Consider the following 18,960-nt stretch of genomic DNA (forward strand, 5'->3'; position numbering starts at 1 on the left):
TCATGCGGAGCTGGCCAGGGCCGATCCCCGACATGGGCGAGAGGGCGCCGTTGAGCACGTGATAGCGGCCGCGGAAGGCCCCGGTGCGCTCAATGGCGACCAGGTCGAGCGCCTCTTCGACCACGCAGAGGAGGCCCAGGTCGCGGGAGGTGTCGCGGCAGATGCGGCAGAGCTCCTCGTCAGAGACGTGGCCACAGATTGCGCAGGGTCGGGTGTTCGCCCGCATGGCGCTGATCGCCCCAGCGAGGGCGAGCGCCTCAGGCTCGGGGGTGCGCAGCAGGTGGAAGGCGAGCCGTTCGGCGGTGCGGGGGCCGACCCCTGGGAGTCGGGAGAGCGCCTCAATGAGCCGCTCGACGGAGCTCGGCAGCGCTGCGCCGTTGCTCACTCCTTCCAAACCTCGCGAAGGGCCGTGTCGGGATCGAGCTCGCCGAACTGAATGACGATCTTGCGCCCGTAGGCCTTATCGGCCAGCGCCTCGATGCGCTCACGCTTCGCTTCGGCGCGCTGGCGCAGGAAGCTCTTTGTGGGCGGATAGCTGAGCACGAGGGTGTCGCCGTTGAGCGTGGGCCGAGCATCGGCGAGGAGCGGCTTCGTGGCCGGATCGGCGCTGGCGAGCATGGCGCCCCACTCCCCTGTTGCCGGCGGGGCGGGAGGGGTTGCAGGAGCGGGGGCTGGCGCAGGGACGGCGGCGCGCGGTGCGGATGGGGCTGAGGTGCTTGTAGCGGCGGAGGCGGGGGCAGGTGCCGCAACCCGAGCGGGTGCAGGGGCTGGCGCGGTGACCGGTAGCGCGAGGGCGGTGCCGCCGCCGAGGAGGAGGAGCTCAAGGCCGAGGCGGAGGTCGGCATCGCCACGGCCTGTTTCAACGCGGCGCAGGGCGTTAGCCAGGCCGAGGAGTGCTTCGCGCGTGCGGCCGGCGAGGCCGATGGTGGCGCCACCACCGTCGGAGAGGTCGAGGCCGGCGGGGAGCTTGGCGGCATCGCCAGGCACGGTGCCGCCCCCAGCGAGGGCGGCGTGCAGGCCGCGGCGCACGAGGTCGGTCAGGCGGTCGGCAATGATGCGGGGATCGCGACCGCGGGCCTCGAACTCGGCGAGGATGGCGAGGCCGGCTGGCGCGTCGGCGTCGAGGATGGCGCAGGCGAGGCGCTCAATGCGGTCGGCGCCCGGGAGGCCGAGGAGCTCTTCGACGTCGGCCGCCTTGAGCGGGTCCACCCCTGACGAGAGGAGCTGGTCGAGCATCGATTCGGCGTCGCGCATGCCGCCGTCGGCGAGGCGAGCGAGGAGCTCGATGGCGGCCGGCTCAGCGACCCGCTTCTCGGCCGCGAGGATGGCTTCGAGCTTGGCAGCGATCTCGGCGCGGGCGATCGGGCGGAAGTCGAAGCGCTGCAGGCGCGAGAGGACGGCCGGTCGGATCTTGGATGGATCGGTGGTGCAGAAGATGAAGACGATCCCTGGCGGTGGCTCCTCGAGCCACTTCAGCAGGGCGTCCCAGGCGTCGTTGGTGAAGCGGTGTACCTCGTCGAGGATCAGGACCTTGCGCTTCAGGTCGGTTGGCGGGTTGGTGATGAGTGGGATCAGGTCCTCGCGCACGTCGTCGATGCGGTTCGAGGTGGCGGCGTTGGATTCCACCACGTCGAAGGTGGCGCCCGCAGTAATGGCGACGCAGGAGCGACAGGTGCCGCAGGGTTCGCCCTCGGTTGGGGCGAGGCAGTTCAGCGCCTTGGCGACGATGCGGGCGGTCGAGGTCTTGCCCGTGCCGCGAGGGCCAACGAAGAGGAGTCCGTGGCCGAGTCGGCCGTCGGCGACGGCGCGGCGGAGCGTCTTGGCGATCGGATCTTGACCGCGCAGCTCACCGAAGGTTGTGGCGCGGTAGCGGCGATAGATTGCCAGCTGCTCCGTCATGCTCCCCTCCCCTCCTTATATGTACCTAGTCTCGGCAATCGCTGAGTGCCGCCGGCCGAGCCATCCGCTGCGCCCGCCGCGATCCGCTTAGCGCTGCTTCCTTCCGGATCTGACGCGGTTCACAGAGCGTCGTCGCGCGGAGTCCGACCGACGGCAGGGCGATCATAGACGACCCGCCCCACTCCGATCGCGCAACGGTCACCCCCACCGCGGGTCACACGATGCACCCTACGCGTAACGCCCGTTCGGGCGATCGAGAGCGGATTGGAGCGCGATCATGGGGCACACCGTTGACCTTCACGCCTATGGCGTTACAGCGGAGCGCGGCTTCCTCCCCTTCGCCGACCCTAGCACCGCCATCCCACTCGCCAATGCGGAGTGGCACGAGACGGCGCGCAATCTGCCGAGCCTGATTCCGACCGGTCGCATTCGCGAGATCATCGAAGCGCTCCCACCATTCCGCGCCGATCTGCTTAATAGTGAGGAGGATCTTGAGGCGGCGATGCGTACCCTCAGCTACCTGGGGCAGGCGTACGTATGGGGTCAGCCAGAGGCGCCGTCCGCGCTTCCCGCCGGGCTCGCAGTGCCATGGCATGAGGTCGCCGCGGCGATCGGCCGCGAACCGATCCTCTCGTACGCCAGCTACGCGCTCTGGAATTGGCGCCGCATTGATGAAGATGGCCCGATCGCCCTCGGCAATATCGCACTACTGCAGCACTTCTTGGGTGGGCTCGATGAGGCCTGGTTCATTCTGATTCACGTCGACATCGAGCGACGTGCGGGCGCGGCACTCGCCGCGGGCGCGCGAGCGCAAACGGCGATCTCAGCGGGTGACGATGCCAGCGCCACCGTTGCGTTAAGCGACCTTGGCGATGCGCTCGACGGGATTCTGTCGACCATGCAGCGCATGCCTGAATCGTGCGATCCGTATGTCTACTACCACCGCGTGCGTCCGTACATCTTCGGCTGGTACAACAACCCCGCCCTGCCAGGTGGCCTAGTGTACGAAGGGGTCACCGCCTATGCCGGCAAGCCGCAGACGTTCCGCGGCGAAACGGGGGCGCAGAGCACCATCGTGCCCTGCCTCGATGCCGTACTCGGCGTTGAGCACGCACCCGACGAGCTGCGCACCTACCTGATGGAGATGCGTCGCTACATGCCGATCAAGCATGTCGGACTCCTCGAAGCGTTCGAGGCGGGACCAACCGCGCTCAGCCGCGTCGTTGCACTCGGCAAGAACGCACCGGCGGGGCTCGTCGCGGCGCGCAATCGTGCCGTTGATGTGCTCCGCGCCTTCCGCGCGCTGCACCTTGAGTACGCCGCGACGTACATCAATCGCCAGGCGGCGGCGGCAACGGGGAACCCGACCGATGTGGGCACCGGCGGCACACCGTTCATGAAGTATTTGAAGAAGCACCGCGACGAGACGGAGTCTTCGCTCACCAAGCGCTAGGGCTTAGCGGCCGACGAAGCTCCGCAGCACGAAGCGCAGGTTTGCCGGGCGCTCGGCCATGCGGCGGAGCGAGTACGGCCACCAGTCGGGGCCGTACGGCGTGTAGATGCGCACGCGCCAGCCCTTCGCAACGAGTTGCCCGGCGAGTTCGGAGCGTACGCCGTACAGGAGTTGAATCTCGCCGCGCGCTTGTGCATCTGCGCCGAGCTTCGAGATGATGCGGTCGTCGTGTGTGCCGAATGCAATCGGCAGGTTCGTTGCGATCAACCGTTCGGCAAGCGCAAGGTAGGCCGCATTCACCGCCTCAATATCGCCGACCCCTTCCGCACCTGGTTCGTAGGCGCCCTTCACAAGGCGCACGGGGATTCCCCCGGCAATGAGGATCGTAAGGTCTGCAGCCGAGCGCTGCATGTTCGCCTGCACCACGGCACCAATGGGTCGACCGGCGGCGCGCGCGGCGGCAACGATCTTGTACATCTGATCGAGGCTGTTTGGATATTCCGCATCAACGCGCACGAAGCCGTTTACGCCATGCGCCGTCGCCAAGATACGGTCGAGCCGCGCGGCAGCAACAGCGTCTCCCTCGCTGAGGCCGATGGCGGTGAGCTTGACGCTGACGTTCGGCTCTAAGCCCGCTGCCGCCTGAGCCGTGAGGAGGGCGCACGCATCGGCGGCATACGCGTCAGCACTCACGCCAGTGGAAGCTTCGCCGAGTCGATCGAGGGTGACGGTGAAGCCGCGGCGCTTCAGATCGAGCGCCACCTCAACAGCAACAGGGATGGTGTCGCCGGCAACGAAGCGGCGGACGGCGCGACGGCCCCACGCCGTGCGCTGCACGAGTCGGCCCAACGCTGCGGCGCGACTCATGCGCAGGAGCACCGTGCGGATAAGAGCAAAGAGAGGATTCACCCCTGAATCCTAGCGCGGCTGCGGCGACTTAGGAGCGGTCGCGAAGGCGAGAGAGGGCGGCGACCGCCTCGTCGATCGACCAGACCACCTCGCCGGATGCGCGGATCGCACCGACCACGAAGAGGTTGATGCCGTCGGCCGGGACGAGCCCCTTGCGGCGTGCCACGCGCATGTCGGTGCTGAGGCCAATGATCCCCTTGTAGCGCGCAGGATCCTGCGCGGCAAGGCGACTGAAGATGCCGATCTCCACGGAGGTGCCGTCGTCGACCTGGGTGCCATCGAGCCAGGCGAGCACCGCGTTTGCACCCATCACACCAGCAAGATCTACGGCGTAGACCTCGTCAGCGGTGGAATCGCCGTCGGAGCGCATGAACTTCTGCTCCGCGAACTGCTCGTGTGGCACGAAGACCTCAAAGCCCTCGGCGCGCAGCCGGGCGGCAATGGTGTCAAGGAAGCCTCGCTCGGCGTTGGAGAAGAGTGGTCCGGCGAGGTAGATCTTCATCATACCATTCTCGCCGAACCCCTCGGTTCCTGCTTGCTCCGTTGCGGGTGAACCTGCGTTAGCCGCTGAACCTGCGTTACGCGTTAGGGAGATCCCCAAGTGCCGCGTCGATCTTCCCCTGATCGAGATCAAAGTCTTCAAGCTTCCCAGCCAAGTAGTTCTCGTAGGCCGCGAGGTCCAGGAAGCCGTAAATAAATATGTCCACTTTCACGTGTGGTCCGACCACTCGCGCTCATGGCGCGAGCGGGTGATCGGTCCAATCCGGCAGGTCTGCGAGCGCCCGCTCCACGCTGGGCGAGAACGGAATGCCCCACGCGGCATAGAAACGGCTGAGGTCAAACCCCGCGGCGCGCGATGAAGTCGTCACCCACACGTCAATGCGCCCCTGATCGTCCGTGGGTGGCGACGACATTGCTTGATACTTCCTGAATACGTCCGAGAAGAGCGCCCAGCCGAAGCGCTCCTGCAGCTCGAGGTACATTTCGAGCGCGAGCGCGGGGTCGTTCACCCAGACCCCCCAGTAGTCGGCGCCGCCGCTGACGTAGGCCTGCACGCGGCCATCGCGATTCGCAGTAGACAGCACGTCGCCGTCCCACGCGGCAGCGCGTGGCACGCCGGCGACCTTCTCGGATGCGTAGACCGACCATAGGTTGACGGTCACTTCGGTCGCGCCGGGGATGACGCTCGCCGCGAGCTGATGATTGTGGCCGAGCTCATGGAATGGCCCCCACGACCCGCCGCCCAGTATGGTCGCGATGTTGACGAGCGCGGGCTCCGCTTCCACGTACCCCATGATCGGATAGCCCGCGTGCATCCACCCGTTGGAGATTTGCGCGTCCAATACGAAGCGTTCGGCACGAGGTCGCGACCGCGAAATCGACGCGAGGTGCGCGTCGGCATCAAGCACTTTATCCCACATCGTCATGAGCGCGGTGGGATCCGCCAGCGCACGGACGAAAGAGGACGCAGGCACCGTCATGATGAACTTCGTGCTGGCGAGCTCGACAAACGGCGTTACGTGCGCTGCAGCCGCCCACTCGCTGTTCGTGGTCGTGCCGAGCACAAACGTCGACATGGGGATCGCACCAGCGATCGTCACCTTTTGCGCGCCGAGCGCAGCGCCGACAGGGACCGTGATGTAGATGGGTCCGCCAAACGCGGATGCGACCTCGACGTGCGCACCGTCAATTGAAAACCTCCGCACGATGTCCGGGTGCCGCATCCATGTGTCGAGCTGCCAGAGCTCGTCCGAATGGGCGCCGATTTGTACGGCGAACCCGGCATCAATCAGGGCGGGAGGAACGTCGACCGTGACGATGTCGCCGGCCGCTGCCCATCGCCCCGTTGATCGCCACGCCGCTGCGCCGGGGTCACCGTACCCAAAGGAGTCGGCGATTCCGGCGTGTGTGGCGTCGATCGCAAGGGTCACAGAAATGCGCGGCGCATCGGCGGCGACCTCTCCCGGGAATGTCACGTGATCTGGATTTGCGACGATTTCCGCGGGCGGCGCCTTCTCCGCAATCACATCAGCAATCGTCACGGCGATGGCGCGGGCCGGGTCCCCAGCCACATCGACAGGGTTCGCGGCTGAGACGAGCGTCGGCCCATATTCGGCCGCAAACGCCGTCGCATCGAGCAGGAATGCATGCCCCCATCGCACGGCGCGGGCCGCTTCGCGCACCGTGCGCGACGCGCGCACCGGGTCGGCGGCCGTTCCCGCTGCCAAGGATGCGAGTGCTCGACCTGCGTGGGACATCGCCAGCGACGACGCGTCGAGCAAGGGCCACGCGGAGGCAGTCTCTGTGTACCCCGACGTCCACTGCACACCCCACTCCGCCGCGAGCGCGTTGCCGGGGTACGTCGCCGCGATGTCCGTCGGGAACCACCATGCAGTGCCCCCCGCGAGCGCACCGCCGCCGGCGATCAGGTGCGCATCGATGTCAGCGACCTCGTCCTTCGTCAGCGCCGCGAAAGAGATCACGGCGTACACGTCGACCGACGATGCGTCGGCCGGCGCCACCATCGAAGCGGCGAAGCCCAGCGCACGCAATTCGTCGCGAACGTCTTCGTGGCCCAGCTGGACCCCAATTGAAGGAGCGACACCGCCGCCGGCCCAGCGCACGCAATTCGCAATGAGCGCGCGGCCCGCGGTGGTCAGCTGCGAACCGAAGTACAGCGGGGTCTCGTGGCCGGACACGACGAAGCGGCCAGCGCCGCGGCGGCCAAACGCCATCCAAGGATCCCCGTCGTCATCGACGAGCAACGGGAAAGCGAGGTCACCGGTGACCGCGAGCGTCGAGGGCAACCACTCACCAGTTGGCAGGGGCGCCACGCCGTTCGTCAGGGCCAGGAAATCCTCGAGCGGCAAGGGCTGGGACCCCGCGTCTGAGGCATCCGGGGTTGGAGTCGATGCTGCGCTGCTGCACCCTGCTAATAGCGCCGCGGTAAGCCCGAGCGCGAGGATGAGCGAAAGACGCATAGAGCTCATTTCGTCAGTATGTTAGTGCATCGCCGTGGATGCCTATCGAGACACAATTGCGACAGTCGGGCGCGGCCATGGCCGTGAGGGCGCGCAGCCGGGCGGCAATGGTGTCAAGGAAGCCTCGCTCCGCATTGGAGAAGAGTGGCCCTGCGAGATAGATCTTCATGAGGCAGTATTGCGCACGCCACTCGGGCGCCGGAGCGGCGTTGCGGGTGCGGGGTAAACTGCTGCGCATGGCGACTTCGCCAGAGAGCGACAGAGGGGGGCTTCATGAGCGACGAGCAGAAGGTCAAGATCACCGTCAAGGACAACGGCTCACTGCGCGTGGAGGGCGACTTCACGATCGTTGACGTTGAGGGGAACGAGATTCCGCACGAGGGTCCAGCCGCCGGCCTCTGCCGTTGCGGCCACTCCGCCAACAAGCCCTTCTGCGACGGCTCCCATAAGGAGCGCTTCGAGAGCGCTGTTCGCGTGCCTAAGGCGTAACGCTCGCCGCTAGGAGCGGCGAAGTGCGGCGCGGCCGCGCAGCATTGCAGCGACTGGGAGCAGGATGAGCGCGGCGCCGAGGAGTCCGAGCGCGGTGTAGCTCGCCACGGCAACGACGATCCCCGAGCCGAGTGCCGCAGCGGCGGCAGAGCTCCAGATCATTGCGTCGGTCGCCCCTTGTAGTTTGGTGCGCTCGGCACCGTCGAGCCCCTCGGTGAGCAGTGCGGAGCCGGCGACGAATCCGAAGTTCCAACCGACACCAAGCAAGAAGAGAGCGGCAAATAGAGCCGTTCCCCCGTCGGGCGGTGCGACTGCGGCGAGCACCGAGGCGAAGGCGCTCAGCGCCAAGCCGGCGGCGATGATGATCGGCGTGCCGAAGCGGCCAGCGAGTCGTCCCGAGATCGGCGAGAAGGCGAACATGCCAAATGTGTGTCCGCTGATGACGAGGCCAACGGCGTCGAGACCGTGGCCATGCTCGGTCATGTGCAGCGGCGTCATCGTCATCACCAGCACCATCACCACCTGCCCAGCAATCAGCGCCACGACGGCGGCAAGGATGCGCGGTCGGGCAAGCATCTCGCCGAGCGATGCGCTGGCGCGCTTGATTGCCCTCGCTGGTGCTGGTGCAAGGGTTGCGGGATCCGGACGGAGGGTGAAGAGCGTGAGGAGCGCGGCGGCAGTCACGAAGAGGACCGGCACGCCATAGACGCCAGCAAGTCGTGGCAGATTGAAGCCCTCGGCGATGTTTCCGGAGAGGGTGACCAGGTTCGGTCCAACGATGGAGCCGAGCGTGGAGCCCCAAACGACGAGGCCGATCGCCGAGGCGCGTCCCGTCTCGGGGTACATGTCGGCGGCGGTGTAGCGCGAGAGCTGATTCGCGGCGTTGGCGAAGCCCATCGCCGCAGTGGCGACGATGAAGAGTGGGAACGAGGAGAGCACGACGGCAACGCCAGCGCCGAGCGCGCCAGCGGCACCGATGCCGTAACCGAGCACGAGCCCAGCGCGACGGCCGTAGCGCACCATGAAGCCCGAGAGCAGCTGCGAGGCGGCGGCGGAACCGAGCACGATCGTTGCCCCAGGGAGCCCAGCGAAGCTAGAGCCACCAGAAAGCTGCTTCGCCACGATCGTGGCGATGGTGATGGCGGCGATGTACCCAGTGCTGCCGAGGCCAACGCCGAGGACGAGCGAGGTCTGAAGGCGACGCCTCGTGGCCGCGGCGGTCACGCCGATGGTGCGGTGGCGAGCGCCTCGTAGATCAACTGGAAGATCTCGGCAGACTTCGGCTCATAGGCGACGAGGGCGTTCGGCTTCTCTTTCTTCGACTGCACGATCGGTCGCTCGTCAACCACGGTCATGCCGCGGGTGAACTCACCGTGCAGCTCAATGTCGACGTGCTTCTCACGCAGGTCAAAGAGGTGCGGGTGCGTAACGGCAAAGATCGCGCACGGGTCGTGCAGCGGTCCGCCGTAGGTGCCGTGCTGCACGCCGTAGGTCGTTGAGAAGAAGTCGAGTAGCTCTGCGGCGAACTTTGCTTTCGGCGTGCCGAGGGAGAGAACGCGCTGCACGAACTCTTTGGTGATCACCACCTGGTGCGTGGTGTTGAGGCCAACCATCTTGAGCGGGCCGCCGTAGTTAAAGACGGTCGAGGCGGCCTCGGGGTCGGCCCAGATGTTGAACTCGCCGTGTGTTGTGTGGTTGCCGTGCAGGTTGCCACCACCCATCAACGAGATGCCAGCGATGCGCTTGCCAAGGTCGGGGGCGGCGCGCAGGGCAAGGGCGATGTTGGTAAGTGGGCCGAGTGGCGCGAGCCAGACCCCTTCGCCCTCGTGCTTGCGCACGAGCTCGATGATCGCCTCAACGGCGCCGGCCTTCTCGGCGGTGCGCCGCAAAGGTGGCAGCTCTGGCCCCCCGAGCCCCGACTCACCGTGAATGTGCGGCGCGTTGCGCGGCGGTGCGACAAGTGGGCGATCTGCACCAGCGAAGACGGGGGCACCGATGCCAAAGACGTCGCAGGCAATCAGGGCATTGGGCAGTGTGCGCGAGAGGGGCGCATTGCCGTGGACGGCGGTGATGCCGATCAGATTGGCGTAGTGATTCGCCACAACCAACGCGAACACGTCATCGTGCCCTGGGTCGCAGTCAACGATCATCGTGGGGCGCTTGGCGGCGGTACTCATGCGCGAACCTTAGCGCACCCGCGCCTACCCCCGTGGGGCATACTGCAAGAATGAAGAGCACCCCCCGCCAGGCGAGTGAGACCCCCTTTCGACCTGAAATTGAAGGGCTGCGCGGGCTCGCCGTGGGGCTGGTGGTGGCGGCGCATGCCGGCCTGCAGATCCCCGGCGCAGCACTCGGACCCGACATCTTCTTCGCCCTCTCGGGGTACCTGATCGTGGGGATCCTACTGCGCGGCCTCGAGGCGGGAGACGGGATCAGCTTCCGCAACTTCTATGCGCGGCGCATTCGACGCATCGCCCCCGCCCTTGCCGCAACGATCCTACTCACCGTTGCCGTTGTCGCCCTACTGAACGACCCGACGACACTGGCACGCACCGCAAAAGACGGTGCGGCCGCACTTGCGGGTGCCGCGAACATCACCTTCGGACTGCAGGCCGTCGACTACTTCAGCAGCACCGAGCCGTCGCCGCTGCTACCGCTCTGGTCGATCGGCGTCGAAGAGCAGTTCTATCTCGTCGTTCCACTCCTGCTTGGTGCCGCCTGGAAGATTGGCCAGCGTCGCGCGATCCTGATCACCCTTGCCGTCATCGCCATCGGCTCTACCGCCGCTGCCGTACTGCTGACGCCAACGGAGCCGATCTGGGCGTACTACCTGCTGCCGACGCGCGCTTATGGCCTCGCTGCGGGCGGCCTGCTCGCACTGCTTGAGACACGAATCCTTGCCAGCAACGCGATCCGACGAATCCCCCTTGCGCCGATCGGCCTGGTGATGATCGCCGCCCTCACGCTGCTGCTTCCGGGCGAGAAGGGCTACCCCGGCATTGCAGGGCCACTCTCTGGCGTAGCCTCAGTGGCGCTCATTGGTGGCATGGCCACGATTGGCTTGCGCGGCACCGTTAGCGCAGCGGGTGGTAAGGCGATGCGCGCACTCTTCTCGCTCGCGCCGCTGCGTGCCATTGGGCGCATCAGCTACAGCCTCTACCTGGTGCACTGGCCGATCCTAATTCTGCCGACGTATTTCGGCATCACCATGAACGAAGGAAGCACAGCTCTCGCGGTGGTTGCCAGCGTGCTCGTTGCCGCACTCATGTATCGCTTCGTGGAGCAGCCGTTCCGTAAGGGCTTTGTACTAAGCCTGGTGCCGGGCACGGTGCTGCGTCGCGGCGGCGTTGTGCTGGCGAGCCTCGTGCTCGCACTCGCAGGTGTCGGCGTTGCGCCAGATGTCGCCTCAGCTGAGCCTGGCGCCAGTGATGATCCGGGCATCAGCATCGTCAGCCCATCACCAAGCCCCAGCACTGCCCTCGTGAGCCCCTCCCCCACGCCGTGGGCACCAATCTCGATCGGCGGCACGATCGTGCACCAGCTCACCGGCGCGGTGCCGGCCAACATCAAGCCGGCACTCAATCGCGCTGCAGGCGATGCCGACAACATCTTGAACAAGAAGTGCAGCCGCGATCATTACGGCGAAACGGTGCCCGTCTGCTACTACGGCACGAAGGGTGGCACGCGCATCGTGCTGCTCGGCGACAGTCACGCCCTGCACTGGATGCCCGCCCTCGACGCGATCGGCAAGGCGTACAACTACGAGATCATTCCGATTGCCAAGGTGAACTGCGCCTTCATGGATGTGAAGCTCTACGCTTATCGACTCGGCAAGTCATACGCCTCATGCACCAAGTGGCGCGCCAATGTCGTGACAAAGATCGCCCAGCTGAACCCGGCGCTTGTGATCCTCGCGCACACCTGGTATCGCGAGGAGGGGAAGCCGAACGAGATTCGTCCGCAGTACTACGCCGATGCTGTTGGCCGCATGCTCGACAAGATCCCCTTCCCTACCTTGATCTTCTCGGACACGCCATTCGGTCAGAACAACATTCCGACCTGCCTCGCCCGCAACCGCAGCAACGTCGCCAAGTGCGTGGTCACCAGGAGTGCCGCCTACGGCCAGCGCGGGCATGCGCGCGACCTGCTCGTTGCAGAGCAGCGCAACCTACCGATCTTCGACTTCACCGCCGCCCTCTGCCCAGGCACCCAGTGCGCGCCAATCATCGACGGCCGCGTGGTCTTTCACGACCACCATCACCTCACGACCACCATGGCGAAGTACCTTGCCACGCCGCTCGGTGCGGCGCTCGCACAGGTGATCGCGAACCTTCCGCCTCGCTAGCCCCGTCGTACGAGGCGCAGCGCCCCCGTCGACCAGAGCGCCCACAGCACCAGCACCGGCTGGAAGAGGAGGCGCACTCCCCGCGCCGTGTCGGTGTTTAGGCCAAAGGCATCAATGCCGTTCACAAACTGGTTGATGTTGCCGGGGAAGATCGCCACAAAGAAGAGCGCCGCAAGAAGCCCAACGTGTGCCCGAAAACGCCACAAGGCCAGGAGTGAGAGCCCGAGGGCGATCTCGACGACGCCCGAGGCGAGGACCACAAAGTCGGGATCAAGCGGGAGCCAGGTGGGTACCTGCGCCTGGAACTCCAGGCGATTCACCGTGAGGTGGCTGTAGCCCGCAGAGGTGAGGAAGAGCCCAAGCCCAATTTGACTGACGCGTCGAGCCCACTGCGCCAATCTCATGTCCTAAGGCTACCTGCCGACGGCAGAGTGCTCAAGTAGCGAGCGACTCCCCAACAACGAGCTGTCGGCGCGGACCGCCGCGCAGTAGATGCACCGCTCCATGGCCCACCACCCGCCACTCCGTAGCTGCGCTCCAACGCACCAGCGCAGTGAGGTTTTCAATGCCCAAGAGGTGCCTCGTTGAATCAGGTGCGCCCTTGATCGCCAACTCAAAGAGCCGGTTGAAGTGTGGAATCACCTGAATACCGGGGAGCAGATCAAAGCCAGCAACTGGGGCCCGAGCGCCGAAGCGAAACGTGGGCACCGTAGTGCCGAGCACCATCGCCCCGGCACTGCACCCGGCGAGCGCGCCACCGCTGCGCACATGCGCCATGATCGCGTCACCGACCAGCGACCCCACCAGCGTCTCGGCGAGATGCCCAGGGCTCCCGCCGGATAGATAGAGCAGACCGGCTTCGGCCACGCGTGCTGCGAGGAGCGGGTCGTTGGCATGTTCGCGCGTGAACACTGGCAAGAAACTTGTAGGGACACCAATCCGTTCGCCCTGCGCCGCGCCTAACTCGCGCCAATAGGTGAGGCTCCTCTCCCCCTCTTGGCCAGCGGCGGTAGCGAGCTGCATGAAGTGTCGCGGCTTACCGCGTCGCACTGCATCATCAATAAGATCCCGCTCCAGAGTAGCCATCGCCGGCAGATACTCTCCTGAGCCGACAAGTGCGATTGCCCCCAGGGAGACGGTCACAGTTCGCGACGGGCATACTCCGCTCGATCACGTCGCAGGAACTTCCCGGCGCCCTCACGGCCCAGGAAGGTACCCCCCTCAACAATGATGCTACCGCGCGAAAGTACGATCTCAGATGTTCCCTGTACCTGGCGTCCCTCGTAACACGAGTAGTCAACATCCATATGGTGCGTAGCGGCAGAGATGACGCGCTTCGCCGCTGGGTCATACATCACAATGTCGGCATCAGAGCCAACGGCGATGACCCCCTTCTTTGGATACATGCCGAAGAGTCGCGCTGGAGCGGTAGAGCAGATCTCAACCCAACGCTCCTTTGTGATCTTGCCGGTCACCACGCCGCCGTCGTGGAGTAGGTCGATACGATCCTCCACTCCAGGCAGTCCGTTGGGGATCTTGCGGAAATCGTCGCGTCCCAACTCTTTTTGACCGTGAAAATCGAATGGGCAGTGGTCTGTTGCTACGACCTGCAGCTCGTCTCGAACGAGCCCACCCCACAGTTCTGGCTGATGGTCTTCGCTGCGCAGAGGGGGCGAGCAGACAAACTTCGAGCCGTTGAACCCGTCTCCAAGGTCTTTGATCGAAAGGAAGAGGTATTGCGGACAGGTCTCCGCATAGACCGGGAGCCGCTCCTCTCGCGCCATACGCACACTCTTCAGGGCCTCTTTCGCGGAGAGGTGCACGATATAGACGGGGACCTTTGCAGCCTCAGCGAGCCTGATTACTCGATGCGTAGCTTCACCCTCCAGGCCCGAGTATCGAGCCAATCCGTGCCCGATCGGGTCGGTGATGCCGGCAGCTACGGTATCTCCGGCAATGACATCGATGGCGAGGCCGTTCTCGGCATGCATCATGATCATGCCGCCGTTCTTTCCCGACTGCTGCATCGCCCGGAAGATTGCGCCGTCGTCGCTAAAGAAGACGCCCGGATAGGCGGTGAACAACTTGAAGTCCGGAATCCCCTCCGCAACGAGGGTATCCATCTCCTTCAACGTATCGTCATTGACGTCACTCATGATCATATGAAAGCCGTAGTCGATTGCGGCGTGCCCCTCGGCCTTGCTGTGCCACGCGTCGAGCCCGTCACGCAGCGACTTGCCGCGGGATTGCACCGCAAAGTCGACCACCGTCGTAGTCCCACCGAAGGCCGCCGCACGCGTTCCAGTAAAGAAGGTGTCCTTGGCGGACGTGCCGCCGAACGGCAGCTCCATGTGCGTGTGCACATCAATGCCACCTGGAATGAGCCACTTGCCGCTGGCGTCAATCACGCGATCAACCGTCATGTTGCTGAAATCTGAAGTCGCACCAACGCCCACAATCAACTCGCCGTCAATTAGCACGTCTGCCATGCGTGAGCCCTCAGCTGTGATCACCATTCCGCCTGAAATCACCGTTCTCATAAAGCCCCCTGCTAGTGCGTGTTGATCGCAGCGGCCCGATAGGCGGGAATGACGTGGGCACCAAATAGCTCAAGCTGCTCCGCCTCATCGCCATTCATCAGGTACAGGTTGAACTGGGTAACACCCGCCTTGTCGAGCTCGACAAGCTTATTGACATGGTCCTCAACTGAGCCGACAAGCCCGAACCGATCCACGATATCGTCGGTAACGAACGATGCATTCGACGAACCCACCTCAGCATGATGCAAATAGTTGTACCCCTCACGGTCGCGAACATATCGCGTCAGCGACTCTGGCAGCGCACCCTCGTACTTGTTGATCAGGTCGACCACGTGATTGCCCACCAGCGCCGGGAACCAGCGGATACGCTCGCGGCCAGTGGCAACGTCACCTATATAGGAGGGGGCTGCGGCCATGATCTCGACTGGGCTCGTCCGGCCACTCGCCGTTGCTGCCTCCTGCACCTGCCCGGCAAACCAACGGATCAGGTCAGGGTCGCCAATCTGCAGGAGTGCCCCGTCTCCTAGCCTTCCGGCGAGGCTCAACGCCATCGGCCCGTAGCCGGCGATCCACACCGGAAGGCGATGGCCCTTCGTCCAGGGGAGGTGCAGTGCGGTGCGCTCGTGCTCCATGGACGTTCCAGCAACAAGGCCACGGATGAGAGTTACCGCCGCCTCGAGATCCTTCATTGAGGTTGGCGCCTTGCCTAGTACACGCCGAGCCGAGTCACCGCGCCCAATCCCAAGATCAACCCGACCGTTGGAGAGCTCGCTCAACACGGCCAGCGTACTTGCCGTGACCGAGGGTTCACGCGTGGCCGGATTCGTCACGCAGGTACCGAAGCGCATGGTGCTCGTCGCGCCGATCATCAGCGTGAGCAGCGGATACGGATCTCGCCAGAGCACATGAGAGTCAAACAGCCATCCGTACTCAAATCCGAGCGCCTCGGCGCGGCGCGTGAGCTCCAACGTTTCCTCTATCGAATGATCTGGCTTAAGGGTGAACCCAAATTTCATGTGCAAAACATTTACGGTCGAACGAGATCTTCATAGGCGTCTGGCCTGCGATCTCGGTACCACTGCCACGTTTGGCGAACCTCTTGAATCAGGTCTAGGTTCAGGCAGCGAATGAGGAGCTCCTCGTTGTGCGCATCGCCAACTTCGCCAACGAACTGGCCACGCGGGTCAACAAAATAACTCTGTCCGTAAAAATCATTCTCTCCGAGCGGCTCGATACCAACGCGGTTGATCGTGCCAACGTAGTACCCGTTCGCCACGGCGTGGCTGACCTGCTCAATGCGCCAGAGGTGCTCGGAGAGACCGCGCGACGTAGCCGATGGGATCAGTACGATCTCAGCGCCGTTCAGCCCCAAGGCACGAGCGCCTTCAGGAAAGTGGCGATCGTAGCAAATGTACACGCCAACTTTGCCAACCGCCGTATCAAACACTGGATACCCCATATTCCCCGGGCGGAAATAGAACTTCTCCCAAAATCCATTGACGTTTGGGATGTGCGTCTTGCGATACTTGCCAAGGTACTTTCCGTCGGCATCAATCACGGCAGCAGTGTTGTAATAGATGCCGCTCGTCTGGCTGTCCTCTTCATACATTGGCACAACAAGTACCATGCCCGTCTCTTTTGCAAGCGCCTGCATGCGCTTCGTAGTTGGGCCATCCGGAATCAACTCAGTGTAGGAATAGTATTGCTTGTCCTGCACCTGGCAAAAGTAGGGTCCGTAGAAGAGTTCCTGGAAGAGCATGAACTGGGCACCCTGCTTCGCAGCGTTATGCGCATACTCCTCGTGCTTCTGGATCATCGACTCTTTGTCACCGGTCCACTTAGCCTGGAGCAGCGCTCCCTTTACGATGCGTGCCATGACTCCTCCGTCTCTATAAGGGCTCTCACCATGTGAGTCTACGCCCGCGCCCTGCCGTGGCGGAGCGCCGTTCCGAGGCATACCGTGCGGCCACTTTTAGGTTCAGCAGAGCGGGCAGGCCAGTCGCCACAAGGGAACCTAAGAGAGGGTGCGGCTCACCCAAAGCCCCACCCAGAAACAGCACCGCCTCTACCAGCTGGTGAAGGCGGAGTGATCAGAAACCAATAACAAGAGCTCGGCGCTAGCTGAGCGCAATACCGATCGCGAGGCTGAATCCGAACGCACCCTGAAGCACGATCGTGCCCACGTTCGCGCGCACGAGCTTTCGCGAGGCGAACTCGCGGAAGAGCACCGTGAGGGCCCGAGCCGCGATTGGGAGCGTGAGCAGCGCCAGCAGCGCCGTGGACTTGAGTGCGCCCGTAGCCACGAGGGCGATCAGGATTCCATACGCCCCAACGAGGAGCGCGGCGTAGCCCCAGCGTGCGGCGCTCGTGCCGATCGTGACGACCAGGTGGTTCTTGCCGGCGAGTGCGTCGCTCGGCGCATCCGGGAACTCGTTGATCCAGAGGATTGCGGTGGTGAGCAGGCCAACCGGAACTCCGAGGAGCCCTGCAACAGGATCGATGGTTCCCGTCATTGCGGCAACAGCTCCCACGGAGAGGAGCGGCCCGAAGGCGACGCCGATCAGCAACTCGCCGAGCCCGCGTCGGGCGATGAGTCGAACTGGTGGCGCGGTATAGGTCCACGCGGCGGCTGCACCGAGCACGCCGAGGGGGAGCACGATCGGCGACCCGAGCGCGGCGATCCCAAGGCCACAGGTGAGTGCAACGACGAGCGAGCCAACGGCGATGCGCATGAGGCCGCCCTCGGTGATGAGGCCGAGCTCAATCGCGCGGCTGCCACCGGAGTACGGCAGGAAGTAGTCGTGGTTGATCTTGTCGGCCCCGCTCTGCCAGTCGTACATGTCGTTCCAGGTGTTTGCGGCAATGTGCACCGAGGCGGCGCCCACGAGCGCCAGCACGAACGGTAGCCACGAGAAGGCCGAAACCTGTGCGGCGTATGCGCCCGCGATCAGCACCGGGATAATGCTCGCCGAAAGGAACGGGGCACGCGTGACCACCATCCAGCGGAAGATCTTCGTGAAGGTCTTGATCTTCGGCTCGACGCGAGAGAGCTCGCTCGCTGGCAGCGGCGTCGTGACGCCGCAGTAGCCAATCTGCACGCCATCGCGCTTGGTTGGGGTGATGCGAATGGTTGCTGGGAAGCGGCTGCCGTCCTTACGAACGAAGACGGTCTCTCCCTCGTATTTGCCGGTGGTGCTTGCGATCTTCAGCCAGGTGGCCACGTTCTGCAGCACCACGAGGCCTGGCGAGAACTGCGATACGCGTGCCTTGCCGATCACCTCGGCGGCCGAATAGCCGAACACCTGCTCGGCGCCAGCGTTGAAGGTCTCGAGTCGGCCCTCCATATCGCAGGTGATCGTGCTCTTTACGGCTGCAGTCGTTGCCATGGGGTTCTCCTTCAGTATTCATGCGGTGCAATAAATCCCGCGTGATTTCTGTCGAAATACTACCAAAATTCCTTCAGCGAGATTGCGCCGCCACGCCAATCCGAAACCCATTCGCCTTCACGCTTGTGGCGGGCGGGTCAAGCCCAGAAACAGCGCCGCCCCCACCAGATGGTGGAGGCGGCGTGATCAGTTTCTGAGAGCGAGAGCTAGGCGCGCCTGGCACCTCGCACCCGGAGACCGATGCTGGCCGCAGCGGTGAGGCCGGCCAGGATCACCAGTGTGGTCGTCCAGACCGAACCATCACGGTTCGTCTCTGGCAGCACGTAGCTCGGCTCATCGAGATAGGCGAACTCATAGCCGGTGTCGCTGCTGTACACCGTGGTGTAGAGGCGACCGCCAACCGCGACGATGTTCGTGTCGTAGCAGTCGCAGCTGATGTACTGCCCTGCGACCGGGAACGGCACGCTCTCTGTGGCCGTGCCATCCGTGCGCCAGAGGCCGGTGTTCGTGCCGTCAGTGGCCTGGAAGTAGAGATAGTCCCCGAGGGCGGTGAAATAGTACGGGTAGGAGCTATCGGCGCCGCTGGTGCCGGTGTTGATGTCTTGTACCAGTGTGATCGTGCTGCCATCCGTGCGCCAGAGTTCGTCGCCATGCGTGGCGTCGGTGGCGCGGAAGTAGAGGTAGCCATTGAGGGCGGTGAAATAGTACGGGTAGGAGCTACCGGCGCCGCTGCGGATGTCGTTCACCAGTTCCGTGGTGGTGCCGTTGGTGCGCCAGAGTTCAGTGCCGTGCGTGTCGTCGGTGGCGTTGAAGTAGAGGAAGTCCCCGAGGGGGGTGAAATAGCGCGGGTCGGAGCCATCGGTGCCACTGCTGCCGGTGTTGATGTCCATCACTAGTGCGGTGGTGGTGCCGTTGGTGCGCCAGAGTTCATAGCCGTGCGTGCCGTCATAGGCCTGGA

Annotated in this window: 18 protein-coding genes, 1 other RNA gene and 1 pseudogene; 3 read left to right on the top strand and 17 right to left on the bottom strand. The window is 64.5% G+C overall.

The features are described 5' to 3' along the window. The 3 genes from AC3LB0_RS05765 to ffs form a co-directional block, all read right to left on the bottom strand. Positions 1–385: recombination mediator RecR (locus AC3LB0_RS05765; protein ID WP_488650211.1), on the bottom strand; the 385-nt coding region annotated here is incomplete at its 3' end. Further along, positions 382–1,899, bottom strand: coding sequence for a DNA polymerase III subunit gamma/tau (dnaX, locus tag AC3LB0_RS05770; RefSeq protein WP_488650212.1), 1,518 nt, complete (start codon positions 1,897–1,899; stop codon positions 382–384). The genes dnaX and AC3LB0_RS05765, both read right to left, overlap by 4 nt. Before the next feature lie 56 nt (positions 1,900–1,955). Continuing rightward, an RNA gene (ffs, locus tag AC3LB0_RS05775) (signal recognition particle sRNA small type) lies at positions 1,956–2,048 on the bottom strand. A gap of 128 nt (positions 2,049–2,176) precedes the next feature. Between ffs and AC3LB0_RS05780 the strand changes: the two genes are divergently transcribed. Continuing rightward, the gene (locus AC3LB0_RS05780) at positions 2,177–3,352 is read left to right on the top strand and encodes a PrnB family protein (protein ID WP_488650213.1); all 1,176 of its coding nucleotides are present in this window, start codon (positions 2,177–2,179) and stop codon (positions 3,350–3,352) included. A gap of 3 nt (positions 3,353–3,355) precedes the next feature. On the opposite strand, the gene AC3LB0_RS05785 is transcribed toward AC3LB0_RS05780, so the two are convergent. The 5 genes from AC3LB0_RS05785 to AC3LB0_RS05805 all read right to left on the bottom strand — a co-directional run bounded on the left by AC3LB0_RS05785 (position 3,356) and on the right by AC3LB0_RS05805 (position 7,411). Continuing rightward, positions 3,356–4,261, bottom strand: a complete 906-nt coding sequence (locus AC3LB0_RS05785) for a proline dehydrogenase family protein (RefSeq protein WP_488650214.1) — start codon at positions 4,259–4,261, stop codon at positions 3,356–3,358. Between the two features lie 28 nt (positions 4,262–4,289). Continuing rightward, entirely contained in the window at positions 4,290–4,763 is a 474-nt protein-coding gene (locus tag AC3LB0_RS05790) for a nucleoside 2-deoxyribosyltransferase (RefSeq protein WP_488650215.1), read from the bottom strand. Positions 4,764–4,839: 76 nt separating this feature from the next. Continuing rightward, complete coding sequence (locus AC3LB0_RS05795) at positions 4,840–4,968, bottom strand: hypothetical protein (RefSeq protein WP_488650216.1); 129 nt, start codon at positions 4,966–4,968, stop codon at positions 4,840–4,842. A 27-nt stretch (positions 4,969–4,995) separates the two neighbouring features. Then, on the bottom strand, positions 4,996–7,131 hold the full coding sequence (locus AC3LB0_RS05800) for a M60 family metallopeptidase (RefSeq protein WP_488650217.1): 2,136 nt from the start codon (positions 7,129–7,131) through the stop codon (positions 4,996–4,998). Between the two features lie 124 nt (positions 7,132–7,255). Continuing rightward, positions 7,256–7,411, bottom strand: a complete 156-nt coding sequence (locus AC3LB0_RS05805) for a hypothetical protein (RefSeq protein ID WP_488650218.1) — start codon at positions 7,409–7,411, stop codon at positions 7,256–7,258. Between the two features lie 104 nt (positions 7,412–7,515). Here AC3LB0_RS05805 and AC3LB0_RS05810 point away from each other — a divergent pair, with 104 nt between their 5' ends. After that, on the top strand, positions 7,516–7,731 hold the full coding sequence (locus tag AC3LB0_RS05810) for a CDGSH iron-sulfur domain-containing protein (RefSeq protein ID WP_488650219.1): 216 nt from the start codon (positions 7,516–7,518) through the stop codon (positions 7,729–7,731). Between the two features lie 9 nt (positions 7,732–7,740). Here the strand turns inward: AC3LB0_RS05810 and AC3LB0_RS05815 are convergent, their stop codons facing one another. Continuing rightward, a complete protein-coding gene (locus AC3LB0_RS05815; RefSeq protein WP_488650220.1) occupies positions 7,741–8,955 on the bottom strand; it encodes an MFS transporter in 1,215 nt (404 codons plus the stop codon). Next, positions 8,952–9,908 (bottom strand): nucleoside hydrolase, encoded by a 957-nt coding sequence (locus tag AC3LB0_RS05820; RefSeq protein WP_488650221.1) that lies wholly within the window; start codon positions 9,906–9,908, stop codon positions 8,952–8,954. Before AC3LB0_RS05820 ends, AC3LB0_RS05815 begins: the two co-directional genes overlap by 4 nt. 50 nt (positions 9,909–9,958) lie before the next feature. On the opposite strand from AC3LB0_RS05820, the gene AC3LB0_RS05825 reads away from it, so the two are divergent. Next, positions 9,959–12,076 carry an acyltransferase family protein gene (locus AC3LB0_RS05825; RefSeq protein WP_488650222.1) on the top strand — a complete coding sequence of 706 codons (2,118 nt, stop codon included), beginning with the start codon at positions 9,959–9,961 and terminating at the stop codon, positions 12,074–12,076. On the opposite strand, the gene AC3LB0_RS05830 is transcribed toward AC3LB0_RS05825, so the two are convergent. From AC3LB0_RS05830 to AC3LB0_RS05860, 7 genes and pseudogenes are all read right to left on the bottom strand, one after another. Further along, on the bottom strand, positions 12,073–12,480 hold the full coding sequence (locus tag AC3LB0_RS05830) for a DoxX family protein (protein WP_488650223.1): 408 nt from the start codon (positions 12,478–12,480) through the stop codon (positions 12,073–12,075). The genes AC3LB0_RS05825 and AC3LB0_RS05830 overlap by 4 nt on opposite strands. A 31-nt stretch (positions 12,481–12,511) precedes the next feature. Beyond that, positions 12,512–13,162 carry a Type 1 glutamine amidotransferase-like domain-containing protein gene (locus tag AC3LB0_RS05835; RefSeq protein ID WP_488650224.1) on the bottom strand — a complete coding sequence of 217 codons (651 nt, stop codon included), beginning with the start codon at positions 13,160–13,162 and terminating at the stop codon, positions 12,512–12,514. A gap of 53 nt (positions 13,163–13,215) precedes the next feature. Then, complete coding sequence (hydA, locus tag AC3LB0_RS05840; protein ID WP_488650225.1) at positions 13,216–14,616, bottom strand: dihydropyrimidinase; 1,401 nt, start codon at positions 14,614–14,616, stop codon at positions 13,216–13,218. Positions 14,617–14,627: 11 nt separating this feature from the next. Continuing rightward, positions 14,628–15,632: a TIGR03842 family LLM class F420-dependent oxidoreductase gene (locus tag AC3LB0_RS05845; protein WP_488650226.1), complete on the bottom strand. Its 1,005-nt coding sequence runs from the start codon at positions 15,630–15,632 to the stop codon at positions 14,628–14,630. 11 nt (positions 15,633–15,643) lie between these two features. Next, positions 15,644–16,492, bottom strand: coding sequence for a nitrilase-related carbon-nitrogen hydrolase (locus AC3LB0_RS05850; RefSeq protein WP_488650227.1), 849 nt, complete (start codon positions 16,490–16,492; stop codon positions 15,644–15,646). A 241-nt stretch (positions 16,493–16,733) separates the two neighbouring features. Then, positions 16,734–18,002 carry a UbiA family prenyltransferase gene (locus AC3LB0_RS05855; RefSeq protein ID WP_488650228.1) on the bottom strand — a complete coding sequence of 423 codons (1,269 nt, stop codon included), beginning with the start codon at positions 18,000–18,002 and terminating at the stop codon, positions 16,734–16,736. A 206-nt stretch (positions 18,003–18,208) separates the two neighbouring features. Further along, a pseudogene (locus AC3LB0_RS05860) lies at positions 18,209–18,960 on the bottom strand (hypothetical protein); the annotation flags it as partial.

This window comes from Candidatus Limnocylindrus sp., assembly GCF_040397235.1.
Classification (GTDB): domain Bacteria; phylum Chloroflexota; class Limnocylindria; order Limnocylindrales; family Limnocylindraceae; genus Limnocylindrus.